The 23,464-nt window shown below is 65.5% G+C and carries 47 protein-coding genes and 1 tRNA gene; 1 reads left to right on the forward strand and 47 read right to left on the reverse strand.

Annotated features, from left to right (window positions below):
- Positions 1 to 171 precede the first annotated feature (171 nt).
- The 15 genes from ACFU4Z_RS15670 to ACFU4Z_RS15740 form a co-directional block, all read right to left on the reverse strand.
- Entirely contained in the window at positions 172 to 984 is an 813-nt protein-coding gene (locus ACFU4Z_RS15670; protein ID WP_379063298.1) for a hypothetical protein, read from the reverse strand.
- A gap of 44 nt (positions 985 to 1,028) precedes the next feature.
- Positions 1,029 to 1,475, reverse strand: coding sequence for a hypothetical protein (locus ACFU4Z_RS15675; RefSeq protein ID WP_379063300.1), 447 nt, complete (start codon positions 1,473 to 1,475; stop codon positions 1,029 to 1,031).
- The gene (locus ACFU4Z_RS15680; RefSeq protein WP_379063302.1) at positions 1,472 to 1,816 is read right to left on the reverse strand and encodes an HK97 gp10 family phage protein; all 345 of its coding nucleotides are present in this window, start codon (positions 1,814 to 1,816) and stop codon (positions 1,472 to 1,474) included. Before ACFU4Z_RS15680 ends, ACFU4Z_RS15675 begins: the two co-directional genes overlap by 4 nt.
- Positions 1,816 to 1,998, reverse strand: coding sequence for a hypothetical protein (locus ACFU4Z_RS15685; protein ID WP_379063304.1), 183 nt, complete (start codon positions 1,996 to 1,998; stop codon positions 1,816 to 1,818). The genes ACFU4Z_RS15680 and ACFU4Z_RS15685 overlap by 1 nt, the downstream gene beginning before the upstream one ends.
- A 4-nt stretch (positions 1,999 to 2,002) precedes the next feature.
- Positions 2,003 to 2,395: a hypothetical protein gene (locus ACFU4Z_RS15690; RefSeq protein ID WP_379063306.1), complete on the reverse strand. Its 393-nt coding sequence runs from the start codon at positions 2,393 to 2,395 to the stop codon at positions 2,003 to 2,005.
- Positions 2,392 to 2,772: a hypothetical protein gene (locus ACFU4Z_RS15695; RefSeq protein WP_379063308.1), complete on the reverse strand. Its 381-nt coding sequence runs from the start codon at positions 2,770 to 2,772 to the stop codon at positions 2,392 to 2,394. The genes ACFU4Z_RS15690 and ACFU4Z_RS15695 overlap by 4 nt, the downstream gene beginning before the upstream one ends.
- Complete coding sequence (locus ACFU4Z_RS15700) at positions 2,769 to 2,960, reverse strand: hypothetical protein (RefSeq protein WP_379063310.1); 192 nt, start codon at positions 2,958 to 2,960, stop codon at positions 2,769 to 2,771. The genes ACFU4Z_RS15695 and ACFU4Z_RS15700 overlap by 4 nt, the downstream gene beginning before the upstream one ends.
- Positions 2,960 to 3,985, reverse strand: a complete 1,026-nt coding sequence (locus ACFU4Z_RS15705; RefSeq protein ID WP_379063312.1) for a major capsid protein — start codon at positions 3,983 to 3,985, stop codon at positions 2,960 to 2,962. The genes ACFU4Z_RS15700 and ACFU4Z_RS15705 overlap by 1 nt, the downstream gene beginning before the upstream one ends.
- Positions 3,986 to 4,003: 18 nt before the next feature.
- Positions 4,004 to 4,381 (reverse strand): potassium transporter, encoded by a 378-nt coding sequence (locus ACFU4Z_RS15710; protein ID WP_379063314.1) that lies wholly within the window; start codon positions 4,379 to 4,381, stop codon positions 4,004 to 4,006.
- A 22-nt stretch (positions 4,382 to 4,403) separates the two neighbouring features.
- Positions 4,404 to 4,940 carry a hypothetical protein gene (locus tag ACFU4Z_RS15715; RefSeq protein ID WP_379063316.1) on the reverse strand — a complete coding sequence of 179 codons (537 nt, stop codon included), beginning with the start codon at positions 4,938 to 4,940 and terminating at the stop codon, positions 4,404 to 4,406.
- Positions 4,941 to 5,007: 67 nt separating this feature from the next.
- On the reverse strand, positions 5,008 to 5,967 hold the full coding sequence (locus ACFU4Z_RS15720) for a hypothetical protein (protein WP_379063318.1): 960 nt from the start codon (positions 5,965 to 5,967) through the stop codon (positions 5,008 to 5,010).
- Positions 5,939 to 7,345, reverse strand: coding sequence for a phage portal protein (locus ACFU4Z_RS15725; protein WP_379063320.1), 1,407 nt, complete (start codon positions 7,343 to 7,345; stop codon positions 5,939 to 5,941). Before ACFU4Z_RS15725 ends, ACFU4Z_RS15720 begins: the two co-directional genes overlap by 29 nt.
- A gap of 13 nt (positions 7,346 to 7,358) precedes the next feature.
- Positions 7,359 to 7,961, reverse strand: a complete 603-nt coding sequence (locus ACFU4Z_RS15730) for a terminase (protein ID WP_379063322.1) — start codon at positions 7,959 to 7,961, stop codon at positions 7,359 to 7,361.
- Positions 7,939 to 9,009: a terminase gene (locus ACFU4Z_RS15735; RefSeq protein WP_379063324.1), complete on the reverse strand. Its 1,071-nt coding sequence runs from the start codon at positions 9,007 to 9,009 to the stop codon at positions 7,939 to 7,941. The genes ACFU4Z_RS15730 and ACFU4Z_RS15735 overlap by 23 nt, the downstream gene beginning before the upstream one ends.
- Positions 8,996 to 9,457, reverse strand: a complete 462-nt coding sequence (locus ACFU4Z_RS15740) for a hypothetical protein (protein WP_379063326.1) — start codon at positions 9,455 to 9,457, stop codon at positions 8,996 to 8,998. Before ACFU4Z_RS15740 ends, ACFU4Z_RS15735 begins: the two co-directional genes overlap by 14 nt.
- A gap of 185 nt (positions 9,458 to 9,642) precedes the next feature.
- Here ACFU4Z_RS15740 and ACFU4Z_RS15745 point away from each other — a divergent pair, with 185 nt between their 5' ends.
- A complete protein-coding gene (locus ACFU4Z_RS15745; protein ID WP_379063328.1) occupies positions 9,643 to 9,924 on the forward strand; it encodes a hypothetical protein in 282 nt (93 codons plus the stop codon).
- 778 nt (positions 9,925 to 10,702) lie between these two features.
- On the opposite strand, the gene ACFU4Z_RS15750 is transcribed toward ACFU4Z_RS15745, so the two are convergent.
- The 32 genes from ACFU4Z_RS15750 to ACFU4Z_RS15905 all read right to left on the reverse strand — a co-directional run bounded on the left by ACFU4Z_RS15750 (position 10,703) and on the right by ACFU4Z_RS15905 (position 23,463).
- Positions 10,703 to 10,945, reverse strand: a complete 243-nt coding sequence (locus ACFU4Z_RS15750; RefSeq protein WP_379063331.1) for a hypothetical protein — start codon at positions 10,943 to 10,945, stop codon at positions 10,703 to 10,705.
- A gap of 252 nt (positions 10,946 to 11,197) precedes the next feature.
- Positions 11,198 to 11,389 (reverse strand): hypothetical protein, encoded by a 192-nt coding sequence (locus tag ACFU4Z_RS15755; protein ID WP_379063333.1) that lies wholly within the window; start codon positions 11,387 to 11,389, stop codon positions 11,198 to 11,200.
- Positions 11,380 to 11,526 carry a hypothetical protein gene (locus tag ACFU4Z_RS15760; protein WP_379063335.1) on the reverse strand — a complete coding sequence of 49 codons (147 nt, stop codon included), beginning with the start codon at positions 11,524 to 11,526 and terminating at the stop codon, positions 11,380 to 11,382. The genes ACFU4Z_RS15755 and ACFU4Z_RS15760 overlap by 10 nt, the downstream gene beginning before the upstream one ends.
- The gene (locus ACFU4Z_RS15765) at positions 11,519 to 11,725 is read right to left on the reverse strand and encodes a hypothetical protein (protein WP_379063337.1); all 207 of its coding nucleotides are present in this window, start codon (positions 11,723 to 11,725) and stop codon (positions 11,519 to 11,521) included. The genes ACFU4Z_RS15760 and ACFU4Z_RS15765 overlap by 8 nt, the downstream gene beginning before the upstream one ends.
- Before the next feature lie 88 nt (positions 11,726 to 11,813).
- Positions 11,814 to 12,002 (reverse strand): hypothetical protein, encoded by a 189-nt coding sequence (locus tag ACFU4Z_RS15770; protein WP_379063339.1) that lies wholly within the window; start codon positions 12,000 to 12,002, stop codon positions 11,814 to 11,816.
- A 62-nt stretch (positions 12,003 to 12,064) separates the two neighbouring features.
- Positions 12,065 to 12,152 (reverse strand) — tRNA-His (locus ACFU4Z_RS15775).
- 205 nt (positions 12,153 to 12,357) lie between these two features.
- Positions 12,358 to 12,720, reverse strand: coding sequence for a hypothetical protein (locus tag ACFU4Z_RS15780; protein ID WP_379063341.1), 363 nt, complete (start codon positions 12,718 to 12,720; stop codon positions 12,358 to 12,360).
- Positions 12,717 to 12,992, reverse strand: coding sequence for a hypothetical protein (locus tag ACFU4Z_RS15785; protein WP_379063343.1), 276 nt, complete (start codon positions 12,990 to 12,992; stop codon positions 12,717 to 12,719). Before ACFU4Z_RS15785 ends, ACFU4Z_RS15780 begins: the two co-directional genes overlap by 4 nt.
- The gene (locus ACFU4Z_RS15790; RefSeq protein WP_379063345.1) at positions 12,989 to 13,702 is read right to left on the reverse strand and encodes a hypothetical protein; all 714 of its coding nucleotides are present in this window, start codon (positions 13,700 to 13,702) and stop codon (positions 12,989 to 12,991) included. The genes ACFU4Z_RS15785 and ACFU4Z_RS15790 overlap by 4 nt, the downstream gene beginning before the upstream one ends.
- Before the next feature lie 357 nt (positions 13,703 to 14,059).
- On the reverse strand, positions 14,060 to 14,227 hold the full coding sequence (locus ACFU4Z_RS15795) for a hypothetical protein (protein WP_379063347.1): 168 nt from the start codon (positions 14,225 to 14,227) through the stop codon (positions 14,060 to 14,062).
- A complete protein-coding gene (locus ACFU4Z_RS15800; RefSeq protein ID WP_379063349.1) occupies positions 14,224 to 14,454 on the reverse strand; it encodes a hypothetical protein in 231 nt (76 codons plus the stop codon). Before ACFU4Z_RS15800 ends, ACFU4Z_RS15795 begins: the two co-directional genes overlap by 4 nt.
- Positions 14,451 to 14,609 carry a hypothetical protein gene (locus tag ACFU4Z_RS15805; RefSeq protein WP_379063351.1) on the reverse strand — a complete coding sequence of 53 codons (159 nt, stop codon included), beginning with the start codon at positions 14,607 to 14,609 and terminating at the stop codon, positions 14,451 to 14,453. Before ACFU4Z_RS15805 ends, ACFU4Z_RS15800 begins: the two co-directional genes overlap by 4 nt.
- Complete coding sequence (locus tag ACFU4Z_RS15810) at positions 14,606 to 15,052, reverse strand: hypothetical protein (RefSeq protein WP_379063353.1); 447 nt, start codon at positions 15,050 to 15,052, stop codon at positions 14,606 to 14,608. The genes ACFU4Z_RS15805 and ACFU4Z_RS15810 overlap by 4 nt, the downstream gene beginning before the upstream one ends.
- 37 nt (positions 15,053 to 15,089) lie before the next feature.
- Positions 15,090 to 15,233, reverse strand: coding sequence for a hypothetical protein (locus ACFU4Z_RS15815; protein ID WP_379063355.1), 144 nt, complete (start codon positions 15,231 to 15,233; stop codon positions 15,090 to 15,092).
- Positions 15,226 to 15,459 carry a hypothetical protein gene (locus ACFU4Z_RS15820; protein ID WP_379063357.1) on the reverse strand — a complete coding sequence of 78 codons (234 nt, stop codon included), beginning with the start codon at positions 15,457 to 15,459 and terminating at the stop codon, positions 15,226 to 15,228. Before ACFU4Z_RS15820 ends, ACFU4Z_RS15815 begins: the two co-directional genes overlap by 8 nt.
- Positions 15,456 to 15,668 (reverse strand): hypothetical protein, encoded by a 213-nt coding sequence (locus ACFU4Z_RS15825; protein ID WP_379063359.1) that lies wholly within the window; start codon positions 15,666 to 15,668, stop codon positions 15,456 to 15,458. The genes ACFU4Z_RS15820 and ACFU4Z_RS15825 overlap by 4 nt, the downstream gene beginning before the upstream one ends.
- 1 nt (position 15,669) lies before the next feature.
- Entirely contained in the window at positions 15,670 to 16,122 is a 453-nt protein-coding gene (locus tag ACFU4Z_RS15830; protein ID WP_379063361.1) for a DUF6221 family protein, read from the reverse strand.
- Positions 16,123 to 16,245: 123 nt separating this feature from the next.
- Positions 16,246 to 16,449, reverse strand: coding sequence for a hypothetical protein (locus ACFU4Z_RS15835; RefSeq protein ID WP_379063363.1), 204 nt, complete (start codon positions 16,447 to 16,449; stop codon positions 16,246 to 16,248).
- Positions 16,446 to 16,655, reverse strand: coding sequence for a hypothetical protein (locus ACFU4Z_RS15840; protein WP_379063365.1), 210 nt, complete (start codon positions 16,653 to 16,655; stop codon positions 16,446 to 16,448). Before ACFU4Z_RS15840 ends, ACFU4Z_RS15835 begins: the two co-directional genes overlap by 4 nt.
- A 201-nt stretch (positions 16,656 to 16,856) precedes the next feature.
- Positions 16,857 to 17,132, reverse strand: coding sequence for a hypothetical protein (locus tag ACFU4Z_RS15845; RefSeq protein ID WP_379063367.1), 276 nt, complete (start codon positions 17,130 to 17,132; stop codon positions 16,857 to 16,859).
- Complete coding sequence (locus ACFU4Z_RS15850; protein WP_379063369.1) at positions 17,129 to 17,713, reverse strand: hypothetical protein; 585 nt, start codon at positions 17,711 to 17,713, stop codon at positions 17,129 to 17,131. The genes ACFU4Z_RS15845 and ACFU4Z_RS15850 overlap by 4 nt, the downstream gene beginning before the upstream one ends.
- Positions 17,710 to 18,120 carry a hypothetical protein gene (locus ACFU4Z_RS15855; protein WP_379063371.1) on the reverse strand — a complete coding sequence of 137 codons (411 nt, stop codon included), beginning with the start codon at positions 18,118 to 18,120 and terminating at the stop codon, positions 17,710 to 17,712. Before ACFU4Z_RS15855 ends, ACFU4Z_RS15850 begins: the two co-directional genes overlap by 4 nt.
- The gene (locus ACFU4Z_RS15860) at positions 18,117 to 18,431 is read right to left on the reverse strand and encodes a hypothetical protein (protein WP_379063373.1); all 315 of its coding nucleotides are present in this window, start codon (positions 18,429 to 18,431) and stop codon (positions 18,117 to 18,119) included. The genes ACFU4Z_RS15855 and ACFU4Z_RS15860 overlap by 4 nt, the downstream gene beginning before the upstream one ends.
- A complete protein-coding gene (locus ACFU4Z_RS15865; protein ID WP_379063375.1) occupies positions 18,428 to 18,700 on the reverse strand; it encodes a hypothetical protein in 273 nt (90 codons plus the stop codon). The genes ACFU4Z_RS15860 and ACFU4Z_RS15865 overlap by 4 nt, the downstream gene beginning before the upstream one ends.
- Entirely contained in the window at positions 18,697 to 19,269 is a 573-nt protein-coding gene (locus tag ACFU4Z_RS15870; protein WP_379063377.1) for a hypothetical protein, read from the reverse strand. Before ACFU4Z_RS15870 ends, ACFU4Z_RS15865 begins: the two co-directional genes overlap by 4 nt.
- Positions 19,266 to 19,562, reverse strand: coding sequence for a hypothetical protein (locus tag ACFU4Z_RS15875; RefSeq protein WP_379063379.1), 297 nt, complete (start codon positions 19,560 to 19,562; stop codon positions 19,266 to 19,268). The genes ACFU4Z_RS15870 and ACFU4Z_RS15875 overlap by 4 nt, the downstream gene beginning before the upstream one ends.
- Positions 19,563 to 19,764: 202 nt before the next feature.
- On the reverse strand, positions 19,765 to 19,995 hold the full coding sequence (locus ACFU4Z_RS15880; RefSeq protein ID WP_379063381.1) for a hypothetical protein: 231 nt from the start codon (positions 19,993 to 19,995) through the stop codon (positions 19,765 to 19,767).
- On the reverse strand, positions 19,992 to 20,825 hold the full coding sequence (locus tag ACFU4Z_RS15885; protein ID WP_379063383.1) for a DNA adenine methylase: 834 nt from the start codon (positions 20,823 to 20,825) through the stop codon (positions 19,992 to 19,994). Before ACFU4Z_RS15885 ends, ACFU4Z_RS15880 begins: the two co-directional genes overlap by 4 nt.
- Positions 20,822 to 21,166: a hypothetical protein gene (locus ACFU4Z_RS15890; RefSeq protein WP_379063385.1), complete on the reverse strand. Its 345-nt coding sequence runs from the start codon at positions 21,164 to 21,166 to the stop codon at positions 20,822 to 20,824. The genes ACFU4Z_RS15885 and ACFU4Z_RS15890 overlap by 4 nt, the downstream gene beginning before the upstream one ends.
- 352 nt (positions 21,167 to 21,518) lie before the next feature.
- Positions 21,519 to 21,872 carry a helix-turn-helix domain-containing protein gene (locus ACFU4Z_RS15895; protein WP_379063387.1) on the reverse strand — a complete coding sequence of 118 codons (354 nt, stop codon included), beginning with the start codon at positions 21,870 to 21,872 and terminating at the stop codon, positions 21,519 to 21,521.
- A gap of 47 nt (positions 21,873 to 21,919) precedes the next feature.
- Positions 21,920 to 22,729, reverse strand: a complete 810-nt coding sequence (locus tag ACFU4Z_RS15900; protein ID WP_379063389.1) for an HNH endonuclease — start codon at positions 22,727 to 22,729, stop codon at positions 21,920 to 21,922.
- Positions 22,729 to 23,463: a PE-PPE domain-containing protein gene (locus ACFU4Z_RS15905; RefSeq protein WP_379063391.1), complete on the reverse strand. Its 735-nt coding sequence runs from the start codon at positions 23,461 to 23,463 to the stop codon at positions 22,729 to 22,731. The genes ACFU4Z_RS15900 and ACFU4Z_RS15905 overlap by 1 nt, the downstream gene beginning before the upstream one ends.
- Position 23,464 lies beyond the last annotated feature (1 nt).

Below are 23,464 nucleotides of genomic sequence, written 5' to 3' on the forward strand. Positions count from 1 at the left end.
GCTCCCGGCCCGCCCGCCGCGCGGGGGGCTTCGGGGCGCGGGGGGCACCCCCCGGGGAATACCGGGGGGGGGGGTGGTCGGGGGGGGCCGCCCCGGCCCCGCCCGCCCGCGGCCCCCCACGCCGGGTCGCCGTGCCGCGGCGGGGTGCCGCGGCCTTCTTGGCGGTTGTCATCAGCTGATCGTCACCGTGCCCGACGGAGTCAGGCTGGCGCCGCTGCCGGTGAGGGTGCCCGGCGTCGCGATGGTGACCGTGTAGGGGCCGCCCGCGGAGCCGGTGACGGTGGCGTTTCCGGTGCCCACGGACGACAGCAGCTCAAGCGCCGAATCGACCGCGCTGGCCGCGGCGTTGTAGGCAATGCCCGCGGTGGTCTGCCCGCCGAACGACAGCGTGAATGTGCCACCCGTCGGAGAGCCGCCGATAGTGACAGTCGCATGGGTCTCCAGCGGGTTCCAGGAGGTAAGCGGCACGAACGGCTCCAACGCGAGCAGCTCAAGCTCGAACCCGTCGAGGTCTTCCTTGCCGAAGGTGCGCGGCGGAGGCGTGGTGAGGGTGACTCGCGGGCTGTAGAACGACTGCGTGGCGTCCTCATCCCGCAGCGTCAGCAACAGCGCGAAGTCCTCGTCGTCGCCGGGGTTCCACTGGTAGACACCGGCACTGAGTGTGGTGATAGATCCGCCCTGCAGCGCGGTCAACACTGTAGCTACCGAGTAGTCCACGGCGCGAAGCTTCACGCGCTCCTCGGTCGGGCTCTTGATGACCTTATAGGGAGCCAGTCGACGGTTCCATACCCGCTTGGGCGAGGTGTCGCGGGTCGGGGTCAGCTCGAAGCCGGCCTCGATGCCGCCGAACGGATCCCATGCGAGGGAGCCAGTGACAGGGTTAGCGGCGAAAGGGTTTGTCGGGAGGGCGGTTCCAGCGGGGGCGCGGTAACCGTCGCCATCCAGCCAGACATATGCCTTCTCGGGTGCGGCGTGAGTGCTCACGATGCCTCCATAACTGTGATGCGCTCGAGTGAGCGAGAGTTGGTCTACGTTCGGGCGGTGCGCAATTTGAGCTCGACACGCACCGTCGCGCGGAACAGCGGTTGATCTGGGCCGCGGGATTTGTCGACGCTGGTGATAGGCCCATCGGTCCAGCGAGCTGTCCAAGCCGACCCGCGGAAATCCTGAGGTCGAGCCCTGCCGAGCAGCTGACCCGCCAAAGCGGCGATGTCCCATGCGACTTCGTCGGGATCTTTGATGCCGCCGAGGATTTCCAGCTTCGGCACCCACGCGTCGAGCTGGATCAACGGCGACCGCAGCATCGGATCGACACCGACATTTCCTGGAGCGCGGATGGTGACGAATGGTCCGGTGATCGGGTCCGGCGCATCGCGCGTCGACACCGAGGCAGCCGGAACGAGGTCCGTGAAAGCGGCGTTGGCGATGAGGAACACGCGTACCGCTCCGGGCGCGAACGGGATCGGCGGGCTCATAGACCGGTGTTGGCGTGGAACGCGCCGCGGTCGTTGTACTTACCCAGCACCCGGGCCGCGTCGGTGAGGATCGCGTGCGCCGGGGTGTCGACGGTCCCGAACTCCTTGATGAACGCCAGCGGGTCGTTATCGACCACGAAGACGTCACCGCCGTCCACTTCTACGGCCACGCCATCGCGGTAGGCTCCGGACACAACCGGGGCGATCTGCCGGGCTTTCGCGGCGACTTCCTTGGCCATGTCGATCCGTGACGGCAGAGACTCCCGTCGCGCCTCCCGGTACACCTGCGCTTCGAAGATCTCGAGGCGCGCCCGCCCGCCTTCGACGGTGTTGCCGGCCATCAGCTCGACGGACCCTCGGGCGCTTTCACGGTGACGGTGCGAGGCCGTTTCGACTCCGCAGGCGCTTCGTCGGCCACCGATTCAGCAGGCTTCACATCGCGTTCAGCGCGCTTGCGGTACGCCTTGGAATGCTCGTCGGCGTGGTGGATGACCCCGGCGGGGTCTGTCCAAGAAACGATCACAGGACTACTCCCTCATGTCGGTGGAGTGCCGCACGATGGCGGCGATGTAGGCAGGGGCGCGGGAGCCGGTCGCGGGGCGGCGGGTGCGCGGGGTGCCTTGAACGGTGACGGTGTCGTTGACGGCGACCAGGTCGGAGACAGCGGCAGGCCCGTCGAACCGCCACACATCACGACGGCTCACACCGCCGGGCAGGCCGGGCATGAGCAGGAGGGTCAATCGCTGACCCACATGCCCATCCTCGAATTCCTCGATCTGCGGATCGGTGATGAGCCGCTGCTGCAGCAACCCCCACCACGGAACTTCAGTGGGGGCCGTGGGGATTCGGTTGCCGGTCAACTCATCGAAGACCGGCGCACCTGCACGTAGCAGCGTCCACCGTTCAGGGAGACGGTTCACGCGTCGATCCGGATCGTGAACGAATCACCAGAATCGGCGGTGTCGATCAGGTCAGCGATGTCATCGTCGGTGACAAACACGAGCCCGGACTCGCTCCTGGGCTCGTATTCGGTGCTGATCTCGGGGTATTCGGTGCGTCGCACACCGAGCCCACGCCGCACCGTCGCGACGGCACGCATCACGATCTCGGCGCCGACACCCACCACCAGGACTGGGTCCAGGGTGCCGGCGGCGATCCGATCATCGATACCGGCAACCCGGGTCCTGAGTTTCGCCGATGCGATGGCGATGTACCGCGCCACCTGAGTGGACTCGGGCTCGACGAAAGTCTCGCCCGAGATCTCCTGCACGTCGTCGATCGTGAACAGATCGGTCACGACGTGCTGCGCCGCCGTCCGGTCCGAGTGGTGGTCGAATCCCCTGACTCTGCAGGCTCATCCGACTGCCACGCGCTCGGGTTGGTGATGAGCTTCGCGACCTCGGCCGGGACTTCGTCGTCGGGGCCGAACACGCGCGGGTTGCCTTCGCCGTCGTGGACATGCACGTAGGTGGCGAGCCTGCGCATTACAGCACGTCCGCGAGGAAGGTCGCGTTCGCGTTCAGCAGCATCGGCAGACCGATCCCGCTCGCCTTCGTCCACCGAGCAACCGGATCGTTGTCGATGTAGCTACCGACGACGATTCCCGGTGCCTGGTCGGAGTCGATCCCGTAGTCCGGCTCGAGCGCCTCCGCCGTAGTGCCCCACAGCGTTTCGCCGATCCGAGACGAACCGATGTAGAGGATCTTGTCGTCCGGGATGAGGCGAGTAGCCGCGCCGGTCGAGTCCTCCACCTGTGCGTCGAAGATCTCGAACGCCGGGTGACCGAACGAGGTGAACAGTGCGTTGACCTGCTCGCGGGTGACGATGCCCTGTGTCGAGCCCGGAGGCAGGCAGTAGGCGCGGATCTTGTCGTTACGCATCAGCGCGGACATGACTCGCTGGGAGGTGATCGCCCGCGTCGGGTTGCCGGACTGGGTAGCCCGGAACGTGGAGAACCACGACTCCTGATCCGCGATCGGGTCCGCGGCACCACCGCCGGTGACCGACCACAAAACCGACGCGGTAACCGAATGCCCAGCCAAGCGCTGGAAGTCCGCGACCAGGTCCAAGCCGTTCTCGGCAAGAGTTACCTTGCCGTTCACCAGAGCATCGGCCTTGGCCATGATGATCCTGGTACGCAGCGCCTGCGCCAGCTCGACCGCGTCGTTATAGATGATGTCGCGGATCGCCGTGTCCGCCTTGCGGAGCCGGAGCCGGTCGTATTCGCCGAGTCGCCGCTTCTCACTGATCGGAGGCAGCTCGCCGGAGATCCGCACCACGCCCTTACGGCTGGTGATCGGAGCCTCGGTGTCCCACGACCGGAACCTTGCCGCCCGGCGCAGACCCTGCTGGGTGATGTTGGCCCGGAACTCGACGTCGTCGATCATAGTGTCGGGCAACAGGCTGTCGATCAGCGACAGGTCGTTGATCGGCTGGTCCGCCAGCGCTGTACGGACATAGCCGGTCAGCTCGGCGGGGGTGACGTAATCAGAATTGATGACAAGTGCCATAACGGTTTACGCCTCCTCTCAGAAGTAGCTGATCTGCTTGGCCGTCGCCTGGCCCGCAGCGTTGGTGGTGTGCGGCAACTTGGCCGCGATGACAGCGCCGTGCCACATCAGGGCACCGGCGACCTTGGTCGCGCCGGATGGGATGCGAACCGCGGTGAGCAGATGCCCGGCGATCACAGCCGCGGACTCGTCACCGGTGCTGAACAGCCCGTACTTTCCTGAGCCCAGCTTCTTGAGCGCATAGCCGGACTTGATCCAGCCGTCCGGGTAGTGGGTGTTCGCGGTGAACGTAGTCAGGTCGAGCGTGATGGTGCGGGCTCGGTCGGTGCCTTCGGCCGAAGCCAGCCACGACTGGTCGTCCTGGCCGAATGTGTCGGTCTTGAGGGTCAGATCCATTGCTCCCCTCCTTTACTGGGGGTCATGTGCGGTTCTTTTTCGCTTCGTAGGCGGCCCGGCCGGCGGCCATGGTTCCGCCTGTATCCGCTTGGCCTCCGCCTTGGCGGGGGTCAGGCTTCGGGGTCGCCGGTGCAGCGGAGGTTCCGGAGCCGACCAGCTGCTTCAGCTGTTCAGCGTCGGCGACCAGCTCATCGAGGGTTGTGCCGTTGAGACGTTGCGCCAGTGACAGCGGCAGGCCGGATTGCGCGGCAGCTTCGTAGCGAAGCGCCTTCGCGGCGTCCACCTCGAGCTTCGCGATCCGCTCTGCCGTCCTCTCGCCTTCGGTCTTCTGGGCGTCCTCGAATTCCTTGACACGGGCTTCGAGGGCTTTCTGTGCCTTCTCGGCGGCCTGGCGGGCGTCGCGTTCCTTCTTGATCGCGGCCTTCCCGGCGTCACCGAGGTCACCATCAGCCGGGCCCGTCGCGGGTGCTGCTGCCGGTGGTTCAGGCGCCTGCGGCGCCACAGGGGGCTCTGTCGAACCGGGCGCCGCGGGCGCGGTACCGGTAGCAGGTGCCGTCATTTACTTGTCCTCCATCGCGGGGGAATTCCGTCCGGCGTCGCGCCGGGCGGGTGGAAATCTGTGGGGGCTACTGGATGTAGCCGTGCTGGCGGAGCAGCTCGATCGCGGCTTCGCGGCTTTCGGCGAGTTCGTAGATCGCTTCAGGCATCAGGCGCGGAGCCCGCGCCGCGCCGCGGCGGCGGCCTGCGACACCTCGGCGGGTCGTGCCTTCGGTCGTGGTGAGCAGGCGGCGGCCCATCACCTCGGTGCGTTGCGCGCGGCCGCCGGTGATGGTCAATCCCCTTCTGGCGTTGACAACCTGGCTCAGGTCCGCGCCATCCCGGACCGCTTGCGCGCCTGCTGCGCCGAAGATCCGGCGCTGCTCGGCGGCGGGGAGGGAGTTGAAATAGGCCTGCGGGTCGGTGCGCATATCGTCGGAGTTCTTCTCCCGGCAAGGGATGTGCTTGCAGTTACATCCGGGGTGACGCCGGAACCCAGCGGACCAGTGGTAGTAGCGGCCCGCCAGGACCACGCAGCGAGAACACGACGGCGGCACCAGCATTCGCACATACCCGACACCCAGGCGAGACACGATGCCCAACCCTGTTGCCGTACGGCCTGCGTCAGCGAGCTGGGTTTGGATATATAGGCGCACATCCAGACCGGCGGCCTGCCACGCCCGATACGGGGCCTCACCGGCCGCTACCCGCTGCTGCGCGCCGACCACCGCTTGCTGCAGCAGGCCTTCGATGGTGCGTCCGTCCGACGCGACCCCGACCAGGCGCTCTGGCTGTGGGGTTGCCAGGCGTCGCGATGGGGTGCCTTGCTCCTCGAGCGCGTCGTCGACATACCGATCGGCACCAGCTACTGCGGCGCGCTGCCCCATGGCCGTCGTCCGTACGAGCCGATCGGAGTTGCGGCCAAACCAGGCATCGAAGTCACTGGGGGGCAGTGAGCCCCACTGCTTGGCGATTTCCTCGATCACCTGCTCGGAAATCCGCCGCTGGGTGGCGTCGAAGTCAGCCGCTGACTGCGGCAGGTTCGGCATTCGGTTCCGTCTGTGCGCTCAGCTTGCGGTCGAGCGCATTGATCTCCGGATCGCGGGCTTCGGCCTCGAAGTAGGCGCGCTCCCGGATCTTGCGGGGCTCGTCCCAACCCATCTCGTCCCAGGAGCCTTCGCGGGACAAGACGGGGTTGCCGCCGTTGAGTTTCTGGATCGCGTCGGCCTCTTCGGCACGGGTTGGGGTAGCTGGGTTGCGCCATTCCACCGCGATCGGCTCGCCGACTGTCGGCCATTCTCCTGTACGGAACCGCTCGTAAATACCCAACGTCCAACCCAGGCCGACGCCCAGGTTCGCGTTCTTCTCCTCGGCGTTCGACACGATGCGGGACTCGTCCGCCCGGATCGCGCCCTCAGCAGCGGGGTTCGCGGTGTTGGCACCGAAGTAGCGAAAAGGCAGGCCGGTCACGGAGCTGGCGAGCTCGGCGTACAGCTTCACGGTGGTGGCGAAGTTCGACAGGTCCGCCGCGGCGAGCTGCCCGATAGTGACGTCCTTCGAGGACTTCTGCGTCGCCCACATCGCGGTGAAGTACGCCTGCCACGCGGGCAGCGGGTTGCCCTGCGCGTCGACGAAGTCGCCCTTACTCACGCCGATCGCGTACCGCTTTGGTACGGCGTGGGTTTCGACACCCAGCTGCAGATCGGTGAGCGCGCGCGCACACGCGTCGGTCAGCGGGATGATGTCGGCCATCTCGGTGGTCCCGTACCACTTCCCCAACCGTCGACGGTTGAGGAACAGCACCACCGGCACCCGGCCGAGGTTGTGATCGTCGATACCGCTGTCGTCGCCGACGACGTCGATATCCCACCCGTTGCTGGTCATGGTCAGCTGAATCGTCTTGTCCGGCAAGAACAGCGTCGCCACCTGAGTGCCGTCCTGCTCCTGGTAGCGGCGCATCGCCGCATCCATCCGGCGGCGCCGCTGGTTCACCAGGCATGACATCTGCCGCGGCGACTCCACAGTGATCAGCGGATGCTCTTTGTCGTCCTCGTTGGTTCCGACCGACATGAAACAGCGGCCGAAGATCATGTTCTCCTTGGCCAGGATCGGGATCTCGGCCGCGAGGTTGTTCGCGTCGAACCCTTCTCGCAGCGCCGGATCCGAAGTGCCCGCGCCGGGCCGGTAGATGTTCTTCGCCTTCTGCCGCCGCGCCACTTCATCCAGGTACATGCGCGGCCAGTTCGCCACCAGTTCGAAAATCCGAAGCTCCTCCGGCACAGCCAAACCGATGTGCTTGAGCCGCTGCGAGCCTTCATAGTAGGCGTCATACCGCTTGTCGTCCTGCGCCAAATTCGCGTGGCGACCAGTGAGCTTGTTGACCATGTCCCGCTCATCGTCGGTGAGCTTCGTACGCAGAACGACCACGCTCACCTCCTAGTCAGCTGAAACAGAACATGCGGCCGTCGACGTCTTCCCACCCGGCGGCGCGCGCGTCGGCGGCGGCTTCGTGGACGATGATCGAGGCAATGGACACATCGATCTTCTGGTGGTCTGAGGGTTTGCCGAGTACGTACTTGTCGCCGGGTTTGGGTACCTTGCGGCAGTTCGCCATGTGCGTTTCGGCGATCGGGCACCCATCCTGGGTGATCCTGGTCTTCAGGTCGGTCTCGAATCGGCGGATCGCCTCATACATTTGGGTGATCCGGTTCGTTGCCCACTCGAATACGTGCTCGTCGCCGTATTTGAGGGCCCAGTCCCCGATCTCGGAGCGCCAATCGTGCGGGTCCGCGTACAGCCGGGCCACATTCCAGCGCGTGAACACCTCGTCGACGGCCGCGTGCACCTCGCCGCGCGGGATCCGGCCGCCATGTTCGGCGGGGTTCCAGATCGTCGGCCGCCGGTCCGGGCCGAACCGCGGGGTGAACTGCAGCCCCTCGCGGGTCTCGCACCGCAGCGCGGTCCAGTCGTTGTTTTCCGAGCCGTCGAAACCGACACAGATCGCGGTCCCGGACGGTGGGTTAGGAAGCCAGAGTTTCTGCATAGCAGCTGTCCCACAGTCCATCCGGCAGCCAAGTTCCGGCGCGAGCGACGAGGCGGTTACCGAAGAACCTCTCGGCCTGTGCGGGGTCGGTCTCGTTCAGCTCCACCGCTTCGGCCTCGATCGAATCGAGGTTCACCCACGGCGACCCGTCGTAGACGTGGCGCAGGATCCGGCGGCGGTCGCGTTTGTTGCCCCACGACAGCCCGACAGGCGGGATTCGGAAGAACTTGAAGATGTCCGGCGCCTGCGACTCGTAAGTACGTTGAGCGGTCGAATTCTCCGACGGATCCCAAGCGTTCGTGGTCTCGAGGGTGCGGCCGTTCATGCCAGCCGCGCCGCGGCGCTGAGTCTCGGCGATGCCGACCATCTTGTTCGTCTTCGTGTACAGCCCGGACTCGTCTTGCAGGGCCCAGGAGATCGGGTTGCCGACGCGGCCTGTCGCGCTCGAGGTGACAGCGTCGATGCGGTCGAAGTCGTCTCCGCCGACTGTGCCCGCGATGCGAATGAAGCCTTCGCGCACCGCCATCAGGTCGCCGAGGGGTCCAAGCTTGATCATCGCGGTCAGCGGCCGGTAGACGTTGCCGACCTGGTCCTCATTGGTCGCGGTCAGCTGGATCACTGGGGACGGATGGCGCATGGCCATCGGCTCGCCAGGAAGGTATGGATACTCCCAGCCGCAGCCACAGCCCCAGTCTGAGCACGCCCACCCATCGCCTTTTCGGGCCCAGCCCAGGAACTGCGAGGGCCCAACAGCTTCGACACACGTCGCGCTCGCTGACCACGGGCCCTTGCCGGTCTTCTGCGGTGCCACGATCTGCGCGCGGCGGTAGACGAAGGCTTGATTCAGCAGCGGTTCGTCATCACTGACCCATTCCACGCCCGGCCGGATCGCGTAGTAGTTCGCCGAGCACCAGAATTGCCAGTCGGACCATACGAATTCCGCGCCGCGGCGGTACCCGTCCGGGATGCAGCAGTGCCGCCGTACCCACGCCTCCCCGATATCGCCGAGGGTCGGAAAGTCGACGACGAAACCGTCAGCTGGATCCACCGGCCACCGGCCTCAGCCGACGCTCCGGAGGAGCCGAGCTCGGCGCCTTCACCTTCTTCTCCGCACGAGCAGCAGCCACCTCGTCAGAGGTAACCTGCCAACCGTTCTCCCGCAAACCGGCCGGGGTCAGGCCGATCTGGTCGGCGAAGCGATGCAGGCTGCCGCGATCGGCGGCCATCGCTTCATCGGACTCGCAAATCACCGACGTCCGCACCCAATGCGCTACAGCCTGCCAACGCCACGGCTCAGCAGCCCACGCCACAGCCTGGGGTGTAGACCACGCCCACGTCCACAGCTCGGCTTCGCGCACGCTAACGAACTCCGTCTCAGCCTCGTCGAGGGTCTGAAACCGCGCGCCCTTCTCGCCATACTCCCAGCGCATCACCCTGCGCGGCATGAGCGGGAAATCCGGCGCCGGGCCGCTGTAGCCCTCCGCGGGCAACGCCACGAAAGCCAGGCCACGCCGATCCGAGCGACCCGACTTTGGGTCTACCGCAGGGCCTGAACGATTTCTCGGTCCACCACGCGTCATAGCAACCTCCTAGCGGCATCGCGCCGACTTGGATCGAAACCCTGTACCGGCATCGCGCCGATCCGGGACAATGACCCATCCACACACGGAATGGGAAGCACATGACGCGCACTCAGCTCCTGGCCTGCCGCACCGGCGCCATCCTCGGGGCAGTCGCTCTACTCGTCGGGATCGTCGTGCAGATCATCGACGTCAACACCGTCGAGCAGATCTGCTCGCCACACACCGGCTACTTCGGCCGGCCCGACGGTGTTCGCTGCCACGATGCCGACCCCTCACCCCGCGGCATGTACCTGGCGGTGCTCGGGCTCGTGATCTGCGTTTGCACGGCGATCCTGTGGGCGGCGCTCACCCCGAGACGGGCTGGAACCGAGCGGTCTTAATCGGGTCTCGACCGACATCGCCTCATTAGGACCGAGCGGTCTTAATGAGGCGATGTTCGCCTTTGCCCCGTAACTCTGGACCCTTCGGACACCCGAGCGCCCTCCCCGAAGGTGAACGCCGGCCCCCCGTCAAGGGGTACCCCCCTGGGTATCCGACCCGCTAATGGGGTCTCGTCTGACTTCACCGGATTAGGACCGGCCGGTTCGGTGTTCGCTAATCGGGTGTTGATCGACTTCACTCCATTAAGACTTGCCGGTCTCATTCGCCGGTTACCTTGCAGCATCCGAGTCGCGCGGCGCTGCAGGTTCGCTGGCTAATCAGGGTTGTCGATCATCGCTGCATTAGCGAGCCTTCCGAGGGAAGGTCACCGAGGCGAGCTAGCTACCTGAGCGCCCAATCCAGCCTTAGCGCTCTCGCCCCGGTCGTTACCGGTCTGGTCGACCGCCCTTGGATGAGTTACATGCCCGGCACAGCACCTGCAGAGGTCCGTCGGGTTGACCGCCGTTGGCTACGGCATCGACGTGGTCCGCGGTGAGGTCAGAGGTTGGGTGTGCCGGTCTGCGCCAGCCTGGGCACCAGTCACCGTGTGCTGCTCGGTGTCGGGCTACAGCGTCAGCACGGCGATGGCGTTCCGCAGTTGTGCGTGTGGCCTTGGTCGGTGTGGTGCTGCGTGCGTGGCGTTCGTACTCGGACTGGTGTTGTCGACATCGGGCACCGGTCTGAATGCGGGGGCAACCAGGTGTCGAGCAGGTACGCAGTCGAGTGCGGCCCATCGGGTCAGGCTCGATGGCCGCCGAGGCGGACGCTCGTCGCTGGCTGGTACACCACGCGTCCGTAATCGGCGTAGTCCACGGTCTCGAAGTTGGGCATGGAGTCGCCGCGGTCCGAGTCCGCGATCAGGTTCCACTCCTTATCCCAGAGCCGAACCCGTGCACCGGGATCGAGGTAGGCCGCCAAGCGGCGAAGGCCGATGCGGCGCGCCAGCTTGTACAGCCTGCGACGAAGCGGCTTGAGGTTCATCAGCCGAGCGCCCCAACGATCTCGATGACCGCCTTGATGACGATGGCCGCTACCTTGCCGACGGTGAGGATGGTGGCGAGATCAACGCTGCCCATGGGTTCTCCTGGGGATTCGTAGGATTGGCTGTAAATGTTCCAGCGCCAGCCGCTGGGAGACCTTCACTCAAAGGGTGTTGGGCAGGAAGATTTCCGGATGATCCCGAGGCGAATCAACGCCTTGGACACCATCCACACCCACCAACCCTCCAAGCGGTCAAGCATGTTCGCCCTCGACCTGCTTCACGGCCCGGCTCAGTTCGGCCAGTGCCGCGGCAAGCGGATGGTCATGGCCTGTGTCGATCCAGTACTGGGTAATCGCAGGGTCCATGAACGAGCGGTAGTCCAGCACCACCTTGGCCGCGGCCAGTAGGACGCGGTCAGGGCTCAAGCCGGACATCAGTTCCATTCAGGGGATTCGCGGCGATCCGCCAGGTAGCAGTCCAGCAGCTCCGCGTTGACGCTCTTGGTGCTGTAGTCCGTCACCCGTGGCGGGTAGATGCGGTGAGCCAAGCGGATCAGGCGGCCGGCCAACCACTTACGCACAGTGCCGCTCGAATTCGATCGCCTTGGACTCCAGCGCCTTTGCTGCCAAGCGCGCGGGCTCCTCGGCGCCTTCGGCGATAGCCTGCAGCACAGCGACACGAAGACTGTCTTCGATGCTGTGAGCGACCTCCGGATCGTGGATGGAGGCTTGAATCGCATCAAGGCGCTCATCCACCCATGCGGCGTTCACCACGTCCACACCGCCATGGGAGCCACGTACGGAGCCTCCAGAGTGCGCAGAGGCGTTGGGGTGCACCAGGAGCGGATGAGGGCGGCAAGGCATTCCATCAGGACTCCTCGGGGCAGAGCGTCAGCATCGCGTAGTTCTCGCCGCGGCCGGTCTCGCGGAAGCGGCGGCCGTCGATGAACCAGTCCGCGCCCGCGATCGGCGGGTGGAAGCCTGGCGTGTAGTAGCCGCACGGCTCCGGCTGATACGGCTCCACGCCGGACAGGACAACACCACCATCTGCGAACATCGCTGGCTCCTTATCCGGTCTCGGTCATGCCGCTGTCGAACGACAAACGATCGGTTAAAGGTTGGGGTGACCGACGGGACTCGAACCCGCTTTCCCGTCTCCGGGCCAGGATCACAACCTGGTGCCTCGACCACTTCAGCCTCGGTCAACATTGGTAGCAGCGCCGGTGACCTTCGAAAGGTGTTGGCAGGTCCATTGACCACCCGGTCTTACCTTGCCGAGACTGCTACGAGAGGCCGCAGCGAGCCTGGATCAAGGCTGTGGATGCCAGAGGCTCGCTGCGGGGATTGGGGGTCAGTTCATCCGTTGGTGTGGGCACAACGATTCCACTGACGAGGTCAGCTTCCCGGAAGGTTCACGCGCTGTCAACACGGCTCGCCCGAGCCTTGGCGCTGACATCGAAGACGTCCCGCACCCGATACTTCGCCGACCGACCCTTGCCCTCCATAGGTTTCAGCAACCCCTTGGACACCCACCCATAGATGGTGCCGACCGGAATGCTCCAAAGGTGGGCTATATCCAGGGGCGACAGGACTGCGTCGAGGGCTTCGTCCACGAGGTGTGCCGGGATCTGGGAGGGCGCTATCCACTGCTGGCCGCGCTTGCGGGCTACCTCGTCGAGTTGAGCGCATCGTTCGGGGTCTACAGCGTGAAGGGCTGAGCGGTAGGAGCGGGCGATGTCGCGCGCCCAGTCCAGGCTGGTGCGTTTGATGCTCATACGGCCTCCCTGCGGTCTCCACCGATCGGCCACGTCGCGCCCGACCGAGCGTGGTGCGGTTTCGGCTCGTGATGCCATACCTCGATGCACGGGTCGTCCTGGTCGAAGTTCCCGCATGCAACCGCTTTGCACCACACGCAGCGGAGGTAGGTGCGGGATCGGCCGGGCCCGAATGCCTCCGGATTGATCCATGGCCGGTAGTCGTGCTCGGCGCCTTCAGCGGTGCACATGATGACTTCGACATCCCGCTCGGCGTTCCGGAGGTCGCTCATGCCGCAACCAGAGGGTTGTTGAGCCGAGCGAATTCGTCTTGGTCCCACACGTTCTGGCAGGACTTGCAGGTGATCGTCGCGGCGCCGAGGTCGGAAACCAGGGTCGCACGCCCGCACACGTGGCAGCTCTCCCGCAACCAGTTCGCTCTGGGCTGCTCGAGGCCGAGGATCTTCTCCGCCCGGTAGTGGAAGCTGGCCAGGCGTAGCACCGCGTCGACACCGTCGAGTTCGAGGCGGCCGTCCCAATCGCCACCAAAGGGGTACGGGAAGTAGGCGGCTACCACCTGCTCAGGGAGATCCACCAACGTACCGAGGTTGGCGCACACGATTTTCAGGCACTCCAGTACCTGCCGGGCGGGGTGTGGATCGAGTGAATCTCCGCGGGTGATCCGTAGCGCCCACCGGGTGGCCTCGTTGTCGATGGCGGTCATCAGCGTGTCGACAGGGAGCGGTATCGGGATGGGGCGCTCGCCGCTCCCGGAGACCTTCGGGCCGGAAACGGTGGAGCTGGTGCGGGTTCGAGCGATGGTGAGCATTAGGTAGTCGCTGCGTAGTGACCTGATCGCGGCGAAGGCATGCTCTTCACACGGCTTACAGAGGCTGTCGGGCCGGTCGACTCCTGCGCCGTGGAATTCGCCCGCGTCGTCCTTGATTCGGGCTTTGCAGCGGCGACCTTGCCGACATTGATGTTCGGGGGTGTCGCGATTCATCAGACCTCCACAGCCAGTTTGCCAACTAGTTGCGAGTCTAGAGGTTTTCGATATCTATCTCGAGCCACCACGCGCACAGGTGTTCGATCCAGCCGCGATGGGTGGGCGCCCGCGGGAACAGACGCCCACCACCCTGGTGCTCGGCTGTGAATCGACCATCCGGGGGTAGAGCGGTTGTGACGCTACATGTCCCAGCGCGGCGGCGGGGGCCGTTGGACAGTGCCGCTGGACACCTGGACACAACTAAGGCCACCCGGTGAGGGGTGGCCTTAGGATCCGACGCGAGGACGCGCCCTATACGCACACTTTCGCGGGCATGCGGGTTCGACGGTACCCGGTTACCCCGACAAACTCGAGCTACCGCGCCATCCTCTCGGCCACGCGCAGCAGCAACGGTGAGTTCGACGAGCGGCCTCGCTCGAACTCGCGATAGCCGCGTTTCTCGTCGACGACATCATCCCCATTGCATTCGCCGCGAAGGAATCGCTCGGTGATCTCGTCGGGCTGCTCCGGGTTGGCGGTCACAGCGGCTGCACCTCCTCGAACAACTCGACCTCTCCCGTACGCAGGTCGACCAACCCCAGATACTCGCCTGCCTCACGGTTGACGATGGCCAGATTGCCGACCTTATTCTTGGCGAGAGTCGCTGTAGGGCAGCGTTGGACGAGTTCGCCGGCCACTTGGAGGAGCCGCTCGGGTGTCAACTCCCCGTACTGTTCCCGTAGAGCGCGGTCGAGCGCGTCCTCGCTCATGCCGTCCATCCGTTCTGTTCGTGGATCCGCCTACGTGTAGCCCAGAATGCGGCCTCCAGGTCCGGGATGGCCAGCTTCCAGAACTCACGCCCTGCCGACGGGGAGGGGTTCTGCTGGAGTGTGGCCATGCGGGCTCGGCGCTCGGCGTCGCTCATGGGGTCGCTCCTCCCTCGCGTTCCCACGGCGGCTGGTAGCTCTCCAGCTCGGCCGGGTCATCCACGCGCACCGTCCATCCAGCGCTGAGGACGTCCACGAACCCGGACGGGTCGATATAGCTCACACGCCCAGCAGTCCACCCATGCTGCACGAGGTCGCCGATCTTCCAACCGGTTTCGATGGGTGGCCCCTCATGGCGTTCGACCTGGGTCAGCTCCCACGAGCATTTCCAGCACCACTGCTCACCCGCGCTCACCAGCCAGTGACCACCGCAGGCGGGACAGTCGATGCACACCATCGGTGGGGTGTCGTCGTCCGGGAGATCCCAGACAGGCATAGTCGGTGCGAGCATCGCGTACAGGGCACGCATCCGACGGCGACCAGGGGCGCCGAACGGGTCGCGCTGATCCTGCGCTTGGATGCACTTCTCGCACTCGCTCACGGTGTTCCTCCCTTGGTGTCGGTGGGCTCGGTGGCAGTCACGCTTGCACCACCAGCGATATCACGATGCCCACGACGAGCAGGCCGATCAGGATGCAAGCCGGAACCCACAAGCCGAGAAGGCCGAACGCTCCGATCCCGACCAGCAGGGCGAGCATGATCACGACCCATGCGTTAGCCATTGCTCCGCTCCTCGGTGGGCTCGGCGCAGAGCAATCGTGCCAATCGCGCCACAACATCACGCTTGGCCTCATCGGTGGGCAGCGTCTCAAGACGGGCCATCCAGGCAGCAGCGGCCTGCTCGGCCTTGATCGCATCCAGCAGCTGCATGTCCGTGTAGTTCTCCGGATCGAGGAAACAGCCCAGCTCTCGGGCGCGTTCCTCAAGGCGTTGACGTGTCGCGCTCACGGCTTCTCCTCGGTGGGCTTGGCGGCATCCCACCGTTTCAGCAGGAGCAGAGCAGCCAGCGAAATCTGCGCCAAATACTCCTCGTTCAGGTCGCTGGAGTTCTTCCAGAGCTCAACGTCGCGCCGCAAACGCGCTTCGTCATCGGTGCGGGCGATGTTCGCGAGGAACGCACGCGTATCCGCGATCAGGTCCGGTGGTATATCGGCCATGTCAGCTCTCCTCGGTGGGCTCGGTGTAGATACCAGCCAGGGCCTCGCGGATGTCGTCCGCGTGGTCCCCATAACGGCCCTCCCACCACGCGCCGTTGAGCGCATCGTCGTCTATGGCATCGCAGACCGCCAGCACCTTCCGTATCGCCTCTACCTGTAGCAGTGTGGCGTGTGGGCTTTGGGCCGCGATATGTGCAGCACGGGCTTCGATGGTGGCGGCATCATCCCGGACATCACCGATCGTGGCGACCGCATCGTCATCGCAGTCGTTCGGCACACCAGGAGCGTGTTGATCGCAACGATGTGGACCAGTCAAAGGTCCTGTGACGGCGTACACCTCATCGAGAGTGGCGACCCAACGGGAGGCTTCGGTACCGCCGATCGCTGCGAGGGCGAGGCGTTCGTCCTCTGCGAGTCCGGCGGTCAGTGCCGCGAGAGCGGCGTCGATTGTCACGATGTCGATCCTTCCATCGGTGCCTGCTCCTCGTCCTTCCAGTCGGTCACATACCGGGTGCGCCGCTGTAGACCCCTGCCGATGTAGCGGCCCTCCATGGCGGTAGGCAGTAGGCCAGCCGCATCAAGCGCGTTGGCAGCCGATGTGTGCGCCTGCCAGTTCGGCGCGCTTGATCATGTGATCGGCTGGGGCTTCATCCCATTCGGGCGCATCAGGTTCGCCGAGGCCGTCAGCGCGGCCGATCTCGTCGTAGGCGGCCTTCCATCGCGCGTAACTCTCGCGCGCGAGGGTCTCTACGTACAGGGAGCGGATGTCGGCGGGGGTCACGATGCACTCCCCTTCGGCGGGTAGTTGAGGTCATGAAGGCTGGTCCCGAACGGCAGAAAGCGGGCGCGATGGCGGCCGTAGTTATCCAGACTGTTGGCGAATCGCAGCGCATCCATCTCAGTGGGGAACACGACCACGTTGTCGCTGTCGCCGAGGTCATCGGCGACGACCCACACGCCGGGCTGGTCTTCGGTCTGGTCAGGCATGGCGATCTCCTTCGAGGCTCATCTCAGCGGCTGCGATTCGGTCAGGGTGCGGGCCGGTTGGCCGAGACTCCCTAGTCCCCCGGTTCACGCACGGCCTTCCCTCGGCGGCGTGGCAGTGGGGGCAGGCGACGATGCGGGAGCGGGCGGTCAGGTTGCGGCGCACCAACTCCGGGCGGGCCGGGAACGGGAGGATGCGGGCGCTCACAGCTCCACCTCGAGGCGGGCAGAGAACTCCCGCTCCCGCTGCTCCCACTCGTGCCACAGATAGGCCGGCAGGCTCGTACCTGAGTGCGGTTCCAGGTGAGTGCGAACCAGTTTCGCGGCCAGTCGGATACCGCACACCTCGTTGGCGAGAGCGCGATCGTGCTCGCCGAGATTGTGGTAGTCGCTGGCGTCGGCGCAGATGTACTTCTCGCGCATGCCCGCGTAGGTGTCCAGCATTTCCGCGAGGATGGCCTCGATGTCCTGGATGGTCACGGCTGCACCTCCCGGACCTCGAGCAGCTTCCAGCCTGAGTCGGGGCCGCCTTCCTCAAGTTCGGACGCCAACTCCTGCTCAGCCTTTGCGCGATACCGCTCGGGGCCGCCATAGAATCGAGCGAATCCCCACCCCTCTCGCCCTTGGCGGCCGACGACGTACCCGAGTGGTGGACGCTGCGCCTCCTCCAACGCAGCCTTAAGTTCAGCGATGCGCTCACGCTGCTGCACAACCTTCTCTGCGAGTATTTCCGCTGGGGCCGTCATGTCGACGCCGAGCTCCCTCAGCAGGACATCGAAGCTCAGGCTCTCTGGGGGTTCGAGGCGGAGCCGCAACGCGGCGTTGTCCCGCTCCAACTCGGCGATACGGGCGCCCTTGCCGCGCAGCTGATCACGCAGTCGGGTGATGGCCTCGCCCTTGTCGGCGATCTCGGAGACCTGGCCCTCCACTGCCCGCTCCATTTCGGCGATACGGGCGCGCAGCTCCAGCAGTTCGGCGGCCATTGCGGCCGTTCTTTCTGGGGAGGCGACCCGGTCGCGGCTGATCGTGCGCAACTGCTCCTCGGTCAGGCGATCGGTCATTGGGGCTCTCCGTCCTCGGGGAGTGGGAACCGCTGCGAACGTGCAGCGCGTGCAGCTTCAACGGCGCGATCAACCTCGCCTGTGCGGCGATCCGTGGTGATGCCGGTCATCCCCTGGGCCGCGTCGACCAGATCCGGGTAGGTATCCAGTCCAGCGATGCTGGCCTCACTGGCAACGAGATCCCACTTGCTGTTGTCGCCCGCCCATGGGGCGCGAGACACGTCAGCGAGCAGGTAGGCGGCAGCGGTCTGGTAGGCCATGTCCGCACCGCGCTCGTATGCATTCGTCGGCCCCTCTTCTGAGTCTTCGACCAACCCCCACAGATGGATAGCTTGGTGGGCGCGCTCGAGCCGTCGAGCGTTGTCGATGGCCTGCTCCAGTTCGGCGCGGGTGTAGGTCTCGCTCATTCGGTTCCGTCATCGGGGAGTGGGATAGGCGACCACGGCCCGGTCCAGGTCTCGCGCTGGCGGGCACCTGTCTCGCCCACGCCCCAAACGCCCCAAACGCCCCAAACGCCCCAGGATTGCGTTTCGGTGGCGACGTCAGAGCGAGGGACAACCAGGGCCAACGAATCCAGCGCCGCCACAAGGTCCGGCAAACCATGATGCCAATCAATCACGATCTGCCCGTCGAACTCGGGATTGATACCCGCGCTCGTCTTGGCCGCAATGGCAACCGCTTCGGTGATCAACTGCGTGAGCACGTCTCGGGTGCTCATGAGTCACCGCCATCCCGGACGATCCGGCCGTCGAACAGGGCCGCCACCGGCCATTGGGTTTCGGTCCCCGGTTCAGTTACCTGCCCGTCGCGCTCGCGACGAATGATGTCCACGACCACCTGAAGGCCGCTGCGTCGATAGTTCCGAATCGCCTTCACCCGGTAGGTGTCTCGGATCGACCCTCCGCGGTCGCGCCACAGGTCGCCGACGCGCAGCACCTCACCATCAGCGAAGCGGTACTCGGCGTGAACGGTGTATGCCTCGCTCATGACTCACCGCCGATCTCGGGCGTGTGCAAGACAGTCAGCGGTGCGCAACCAATGGCGTCGGCAGCGTCGAAATGGACATCATCCGACCACGCGGATTCCAGCGCAGGGCACCGCCATCCGCCGCTCATGAGCTGCCAGGCGTCACCTTCGAAGTCAACGAGGATGGAGCCGGCCGGAAGTGACGCCAAATCCTCGGCGGTCTCGATGACCCGTGGGGGTGGACGCCAACCCGCGGCGAGGACGGCCTCAGCAGCGTCCTCGCTGTACGAAGGCGCCTGGAAGCTGTGCTCGTCGATCAGGGCGGCGAGCTGGTCGCGGTCGCTCATTCGGTGGCCCTCTCGGCGATGACTCGACTCTCTCTCCATGCGGGCGTTGTCCGCGGCGTACATCGCGGAGATCTGACCGAGCAAACCTCCGTCGTCGTCGATCGCGGACCGGCGGTCTGTATTTGGTTGCGCCTCTTTGCCGTCCAGCTGTGCCGTGGCGGGACTTTCGGGTGGGGTTTGGAGTCTCTGGATGGTGGAGAGCTTTCGGGATGGCTGGGCGGTTGCTCGCGCCTTCTGGGTCATGCCGTCACCGCGTCGTAGGTGGCGCGGAAGATGTCATCGCGGCACGGGTAGAACTCGCCCTTGATCCCTCGAATCACCCAGTCGCCGAGGTTGGCTCGCATGTCGCCTTCGAGAGTGGCGATCACCACGTACCCGTCGACCGGTGCGCCGGTGGCCAGGTCCTCGCCCGCCGGGAACACGTGCGACTCGGGGATTTCGGCCCACTCGATCAGCGCTCGAGCCGTTTCCTCGGTGAACTGCATTGCCTGGATCTCGACGGGCTTCTTGCGGTAGCTGTCGACGGTGATGCTCATTCGCGGTTCTCGCTTTCGGCTTGCTGGATTGCTTGCTGCGCCCTCGCGCTGGGGATGCGCTCGGAAAAGTCGTGGACGTCGTTGCGTCGTGGTGGCCGGCAGGTCGGGCAGGGGATGGCTACATCGGCGTCATGCGGGGACAGCCAGCCGTTGCGGCAGGAGTGGGTGGGCTCGCTGTCGCTGTCGCTGTAGCGGTCCGGGCTCACGGCTTGCACCGCTCAACCGCCGCGATCGCTGCCTGTTTCGCGGCCACCTCTTCCGGGGTAGCCAAGCGCGTCCGCCACTTCGCGACCTTCGCCGACCACATCGGGGCGGTCTCGTAGCTGCGCCACCACCCGTCCCGCTTGGTGGAGATATCGCCGTAGCGGTCGATGATCGTGGTGCCTTCGGGTAGGGCGTCCAACTGCTCGGCGGTCAGGAACTCGCGCATCATGCCTGGGCCGCCTTCGGGGATTCGAATCCGAGATCAAGGGTGGGATGGCCGATCTCGCGGTTACACCACACGACCTCGGTGCGGGCACCGGTGTTGCCGTTGCCGTTGAACGCCGAGATCTCGATACGCGTCCACCCCGCCAGAGCCGTGTCGTAGAGGTCGCTGGCATACCCGGACACCACGACCGCGGACCGGCAGTCGAGCAGCTGCTCGAGCAACTCCGTGTGCTCGGCGTCGGCGCGCATCTCGTGCACGTAGCTGGCGCCGGTACGAACCGATCCCAGGTAAGGCGGATCGACGTACAAGCACACGTCGGCGGACTGGCCGAACGCCGCGATCACCTCCACGGCAGGCCTGCACTCCAAGCTCACCGAATGCAGACGTTCCGCCACGACGCCCAGCCGTTGCACGTATCCGGCGAGGTAGTCCGGCATCGCCGACGAGGAACCGGCGGTGTCGATGTAGTACCGCCAGCCCGTCCGCCGCAGGGTCGCCGAGCGGGACTGCGACAACCGCACCCACACCCGCCGTGCTGTCTCCAGCTCGTCGGGCTGGGCGATGTCGGCGGCCGTCGCGAACTCGTCCCGCGAATGCGGTGTCAGCGCGCACACCCGGATCAGCTCCTCCGGCCGGTCCCGCAGCACCTTCCAGAATGTGACCAGCTCGCGGTGAAGGTCGTTGACGGTCTCGAACGCAGCCGCAGGTTTGGCCAGCAGCACCGACAGCGACCCGGCGAACGGTTCCACGTAATGCCGGTGATCGGGGAGCAGGTCGACGATGCGGTCAGCGACGGTCATTTTGCCGCCGTAGTACGGGAACGGGGGTCTCATGCCTCGGACGCCTTCTGCTCATCCTCCGCTGCCTGCGCACGGACGCCGGAGGCGTCGCCAGCAGTGGGGGCACTATCGCCACGGCCGGGAACCTCTTCCCCTGCTTGGGGATTTGGTGCCGCCTCGCCGAGGAGTTCGTTCACTCCCTGCATCCACCGCATCACCGTGTTGATGCCAGCGTGGAAGTCGGCGTGCTGGTTGACGTCCGCGATCCGCGCCCCACAGGCAAGGCACACGTCCGGATCAGCGACGGGCGCAGTGGCGGCCAGCTTGCCCGCTGCTGCCCCTCGGGTCGTGGTTGGTACCCGGCGGAGGATGATCCGGGTCGGCTGTGGGCTCATCGGCGGGCCTCGCTTTCGATGTGAGGTGACATGACCGGCATCGGCCACACCCCCTTGGAAGAATTCGGGTTTATCCACAGGGCTCGCACACGCGGTGGTGAGTTGCGTTCGAAAGCCGGGGACGTCATTGGGTTGGTGGGTGGCTGGTGATTAATGGGTTGGTGGGGGATCACTGGTGATCCCCAGACTTTGTTGAATTGATCCCCAGACTCACTCGAAATGATCCCCAGACTTGTTGGCATTTCAGATATCTGGGGATCACCAATGATCCCCAGATATCTGAGGCCGCGAAATGTCCAGGGATCACTAGCGATCCGCAGACTCGCCTTCCTGTGGATAACTCCAGGGATCACTACTGATCCCCAGATCTCGCCTGCTCCTCCGGAGTGAGCATCGGAAAATCGGATAGATTCAGTGGAATCGTGAGCCGATACTCGTCCGCCAAACCCGCATGCCGATTCCCCTGCTTCACCCGCTCGACCAAACCCAGATCCCGCAACGTCGCCAACTGCCGCTTCACCGTTGCGGTACCCGTACACATCACCAACGCCAGCCGATCCACACCAGGGAACACGCGCGACCCGTCCGATTCGGCGTACGTCGCCAACATCAACGCCAGGTACTTGTCTTTCGCCGGGATACGCAGGCGCCGAATAATCCGCTCCCACTCGAACCGGTCCATCGGCTTGCGCGCGAAGGCGCCCATAACGTCCACCTTCCACGACCCCGAAACCGGCCCCCGTCGAACCACACTCAAGAAACATCGGGTTCGCTCCCGCTATACAGCGCCAGCGCCAGTTCCCGTGCCGCGAGTACTGCGGCCATCAACATGCAAGAGCGATAGCCGCAGTACTCGACGTCGTCGCATCCGCAGGTCCGCAACTCACCGCGGCCAGACAGCCTCCACTGGTGCGCAATCACAAGCCAGATATCGGGTGCGTCATAGTCGGCGACCTCCAGTCTTTGCACGATGACACCTGGTTCCACCGGCTGTCGCGCAGCCAGAATCTCCTGAGCCCGCTCCTGGGCCTCTCGTACGCGCCTCCAGCAGCAGCCACAGAAGTACTTCCACTCGTCCTTCGTTGTCTTGCATCGCATTGCGACGCCGACCAACTCCTCCAGGTCGTGAGGCTCAAGTCCGGCCGCAAGGATTTGATGAATGGACTGACCGAAGTTGTCAGGGATTGCGACGGTGTACTTGTCGCCGTTCGGGCCGCCGTAAGTCCAGCTCTTCCAGATCTTCAGGAACCAGTCCTCGACTGCAGTGCGCCCCCTCTGGCTAGCTTGGCGCTCCTCGGCGGCTTGCCGGATAGCTGCGGCCCACCGCATCGCGTCCTGCTTGACATCGGAAACGAGTGGCCCATCAGGTGACGTCGACGTTTTGCCGGAGTTGCAATCGCTGCACGCGGCAACCAGATTCGACGGATCGTCACCGCCGCCGAGGGCGACCGGGACGACGTGGTCGACCGTCAGTGCAACGTCGGGCGCTGCGGCGCCGCAGTATTTGCAACTGTGGTTGTCGCGTCGTAGGACTTCGTAGCGAACGCGTTTGGATACCGGCATTACTCGATCACCGCCTCATTCACGACCTGGGCAAGGTGCACGGCGTGCCCGCGGTTGATGTAGTCAGGTCCGTGCCGGCCGTCACGGAGATACCCGCGTGCGTAAGCCGCGGCGCCACCCCAGGACTGCCAGTTCTCGATCGACCACCACCGCTGCCACCGTTGGGACAGCGCCCGCTCGAGCAAGCTCTCCATCCACTGCATCGCATCCCCGGGAGAGGAGAGGCTGTAGTACTCCGACAGGTCCGCTATCGAACGCAGAGGATTCCCCGGCGGCAGCGCGGTGATCGGGTCGCCGTCGTTTGCTGCCCAATAAGTCCGCATGCCGGGGGTGCGCCGCTCACCGCTGATGCCGTAGCCGGATGCTGTGCGCCAGTCGGGCATTCCGGCGCCCTGCGGTCGGGACGGGTCCGCGATCAGCGCGCACGCCATCACGTCGAGGTCGGGGTGTTCACCGCGGCCGATCTCCGCAGCCAGTCCGCCGGCTATCCCCGCGCCCTGGCTGTAACCTCCGATGACCGCGCGGTTCGGGGTGGCTCGGATGGCATCGATCAGGACCTGGCGGCCGATGGCGACACTCTCCGCATAGGGCAGGCCAGGGCTGCCGTAGCTGGCCGGGTATGGGAGCCAGTGGAATTCGAAGCGTCCATCGAGGGCGGCGCCGACGGTTGTGGAGATGGCGTCAGGGCCGGTGCTGAAACCGGTGCCAGGCAGCCAGAACACGTCAATAGTCACG

It is taken from the genome of Nocardia sp. NPDC057440 (genome assembly GCF_042802915.1).
GTDB lineage: Bacteria > Actinomycetota > Actinomycetes > Mycobacteriales > Mycobacteriaceae > Nocardia.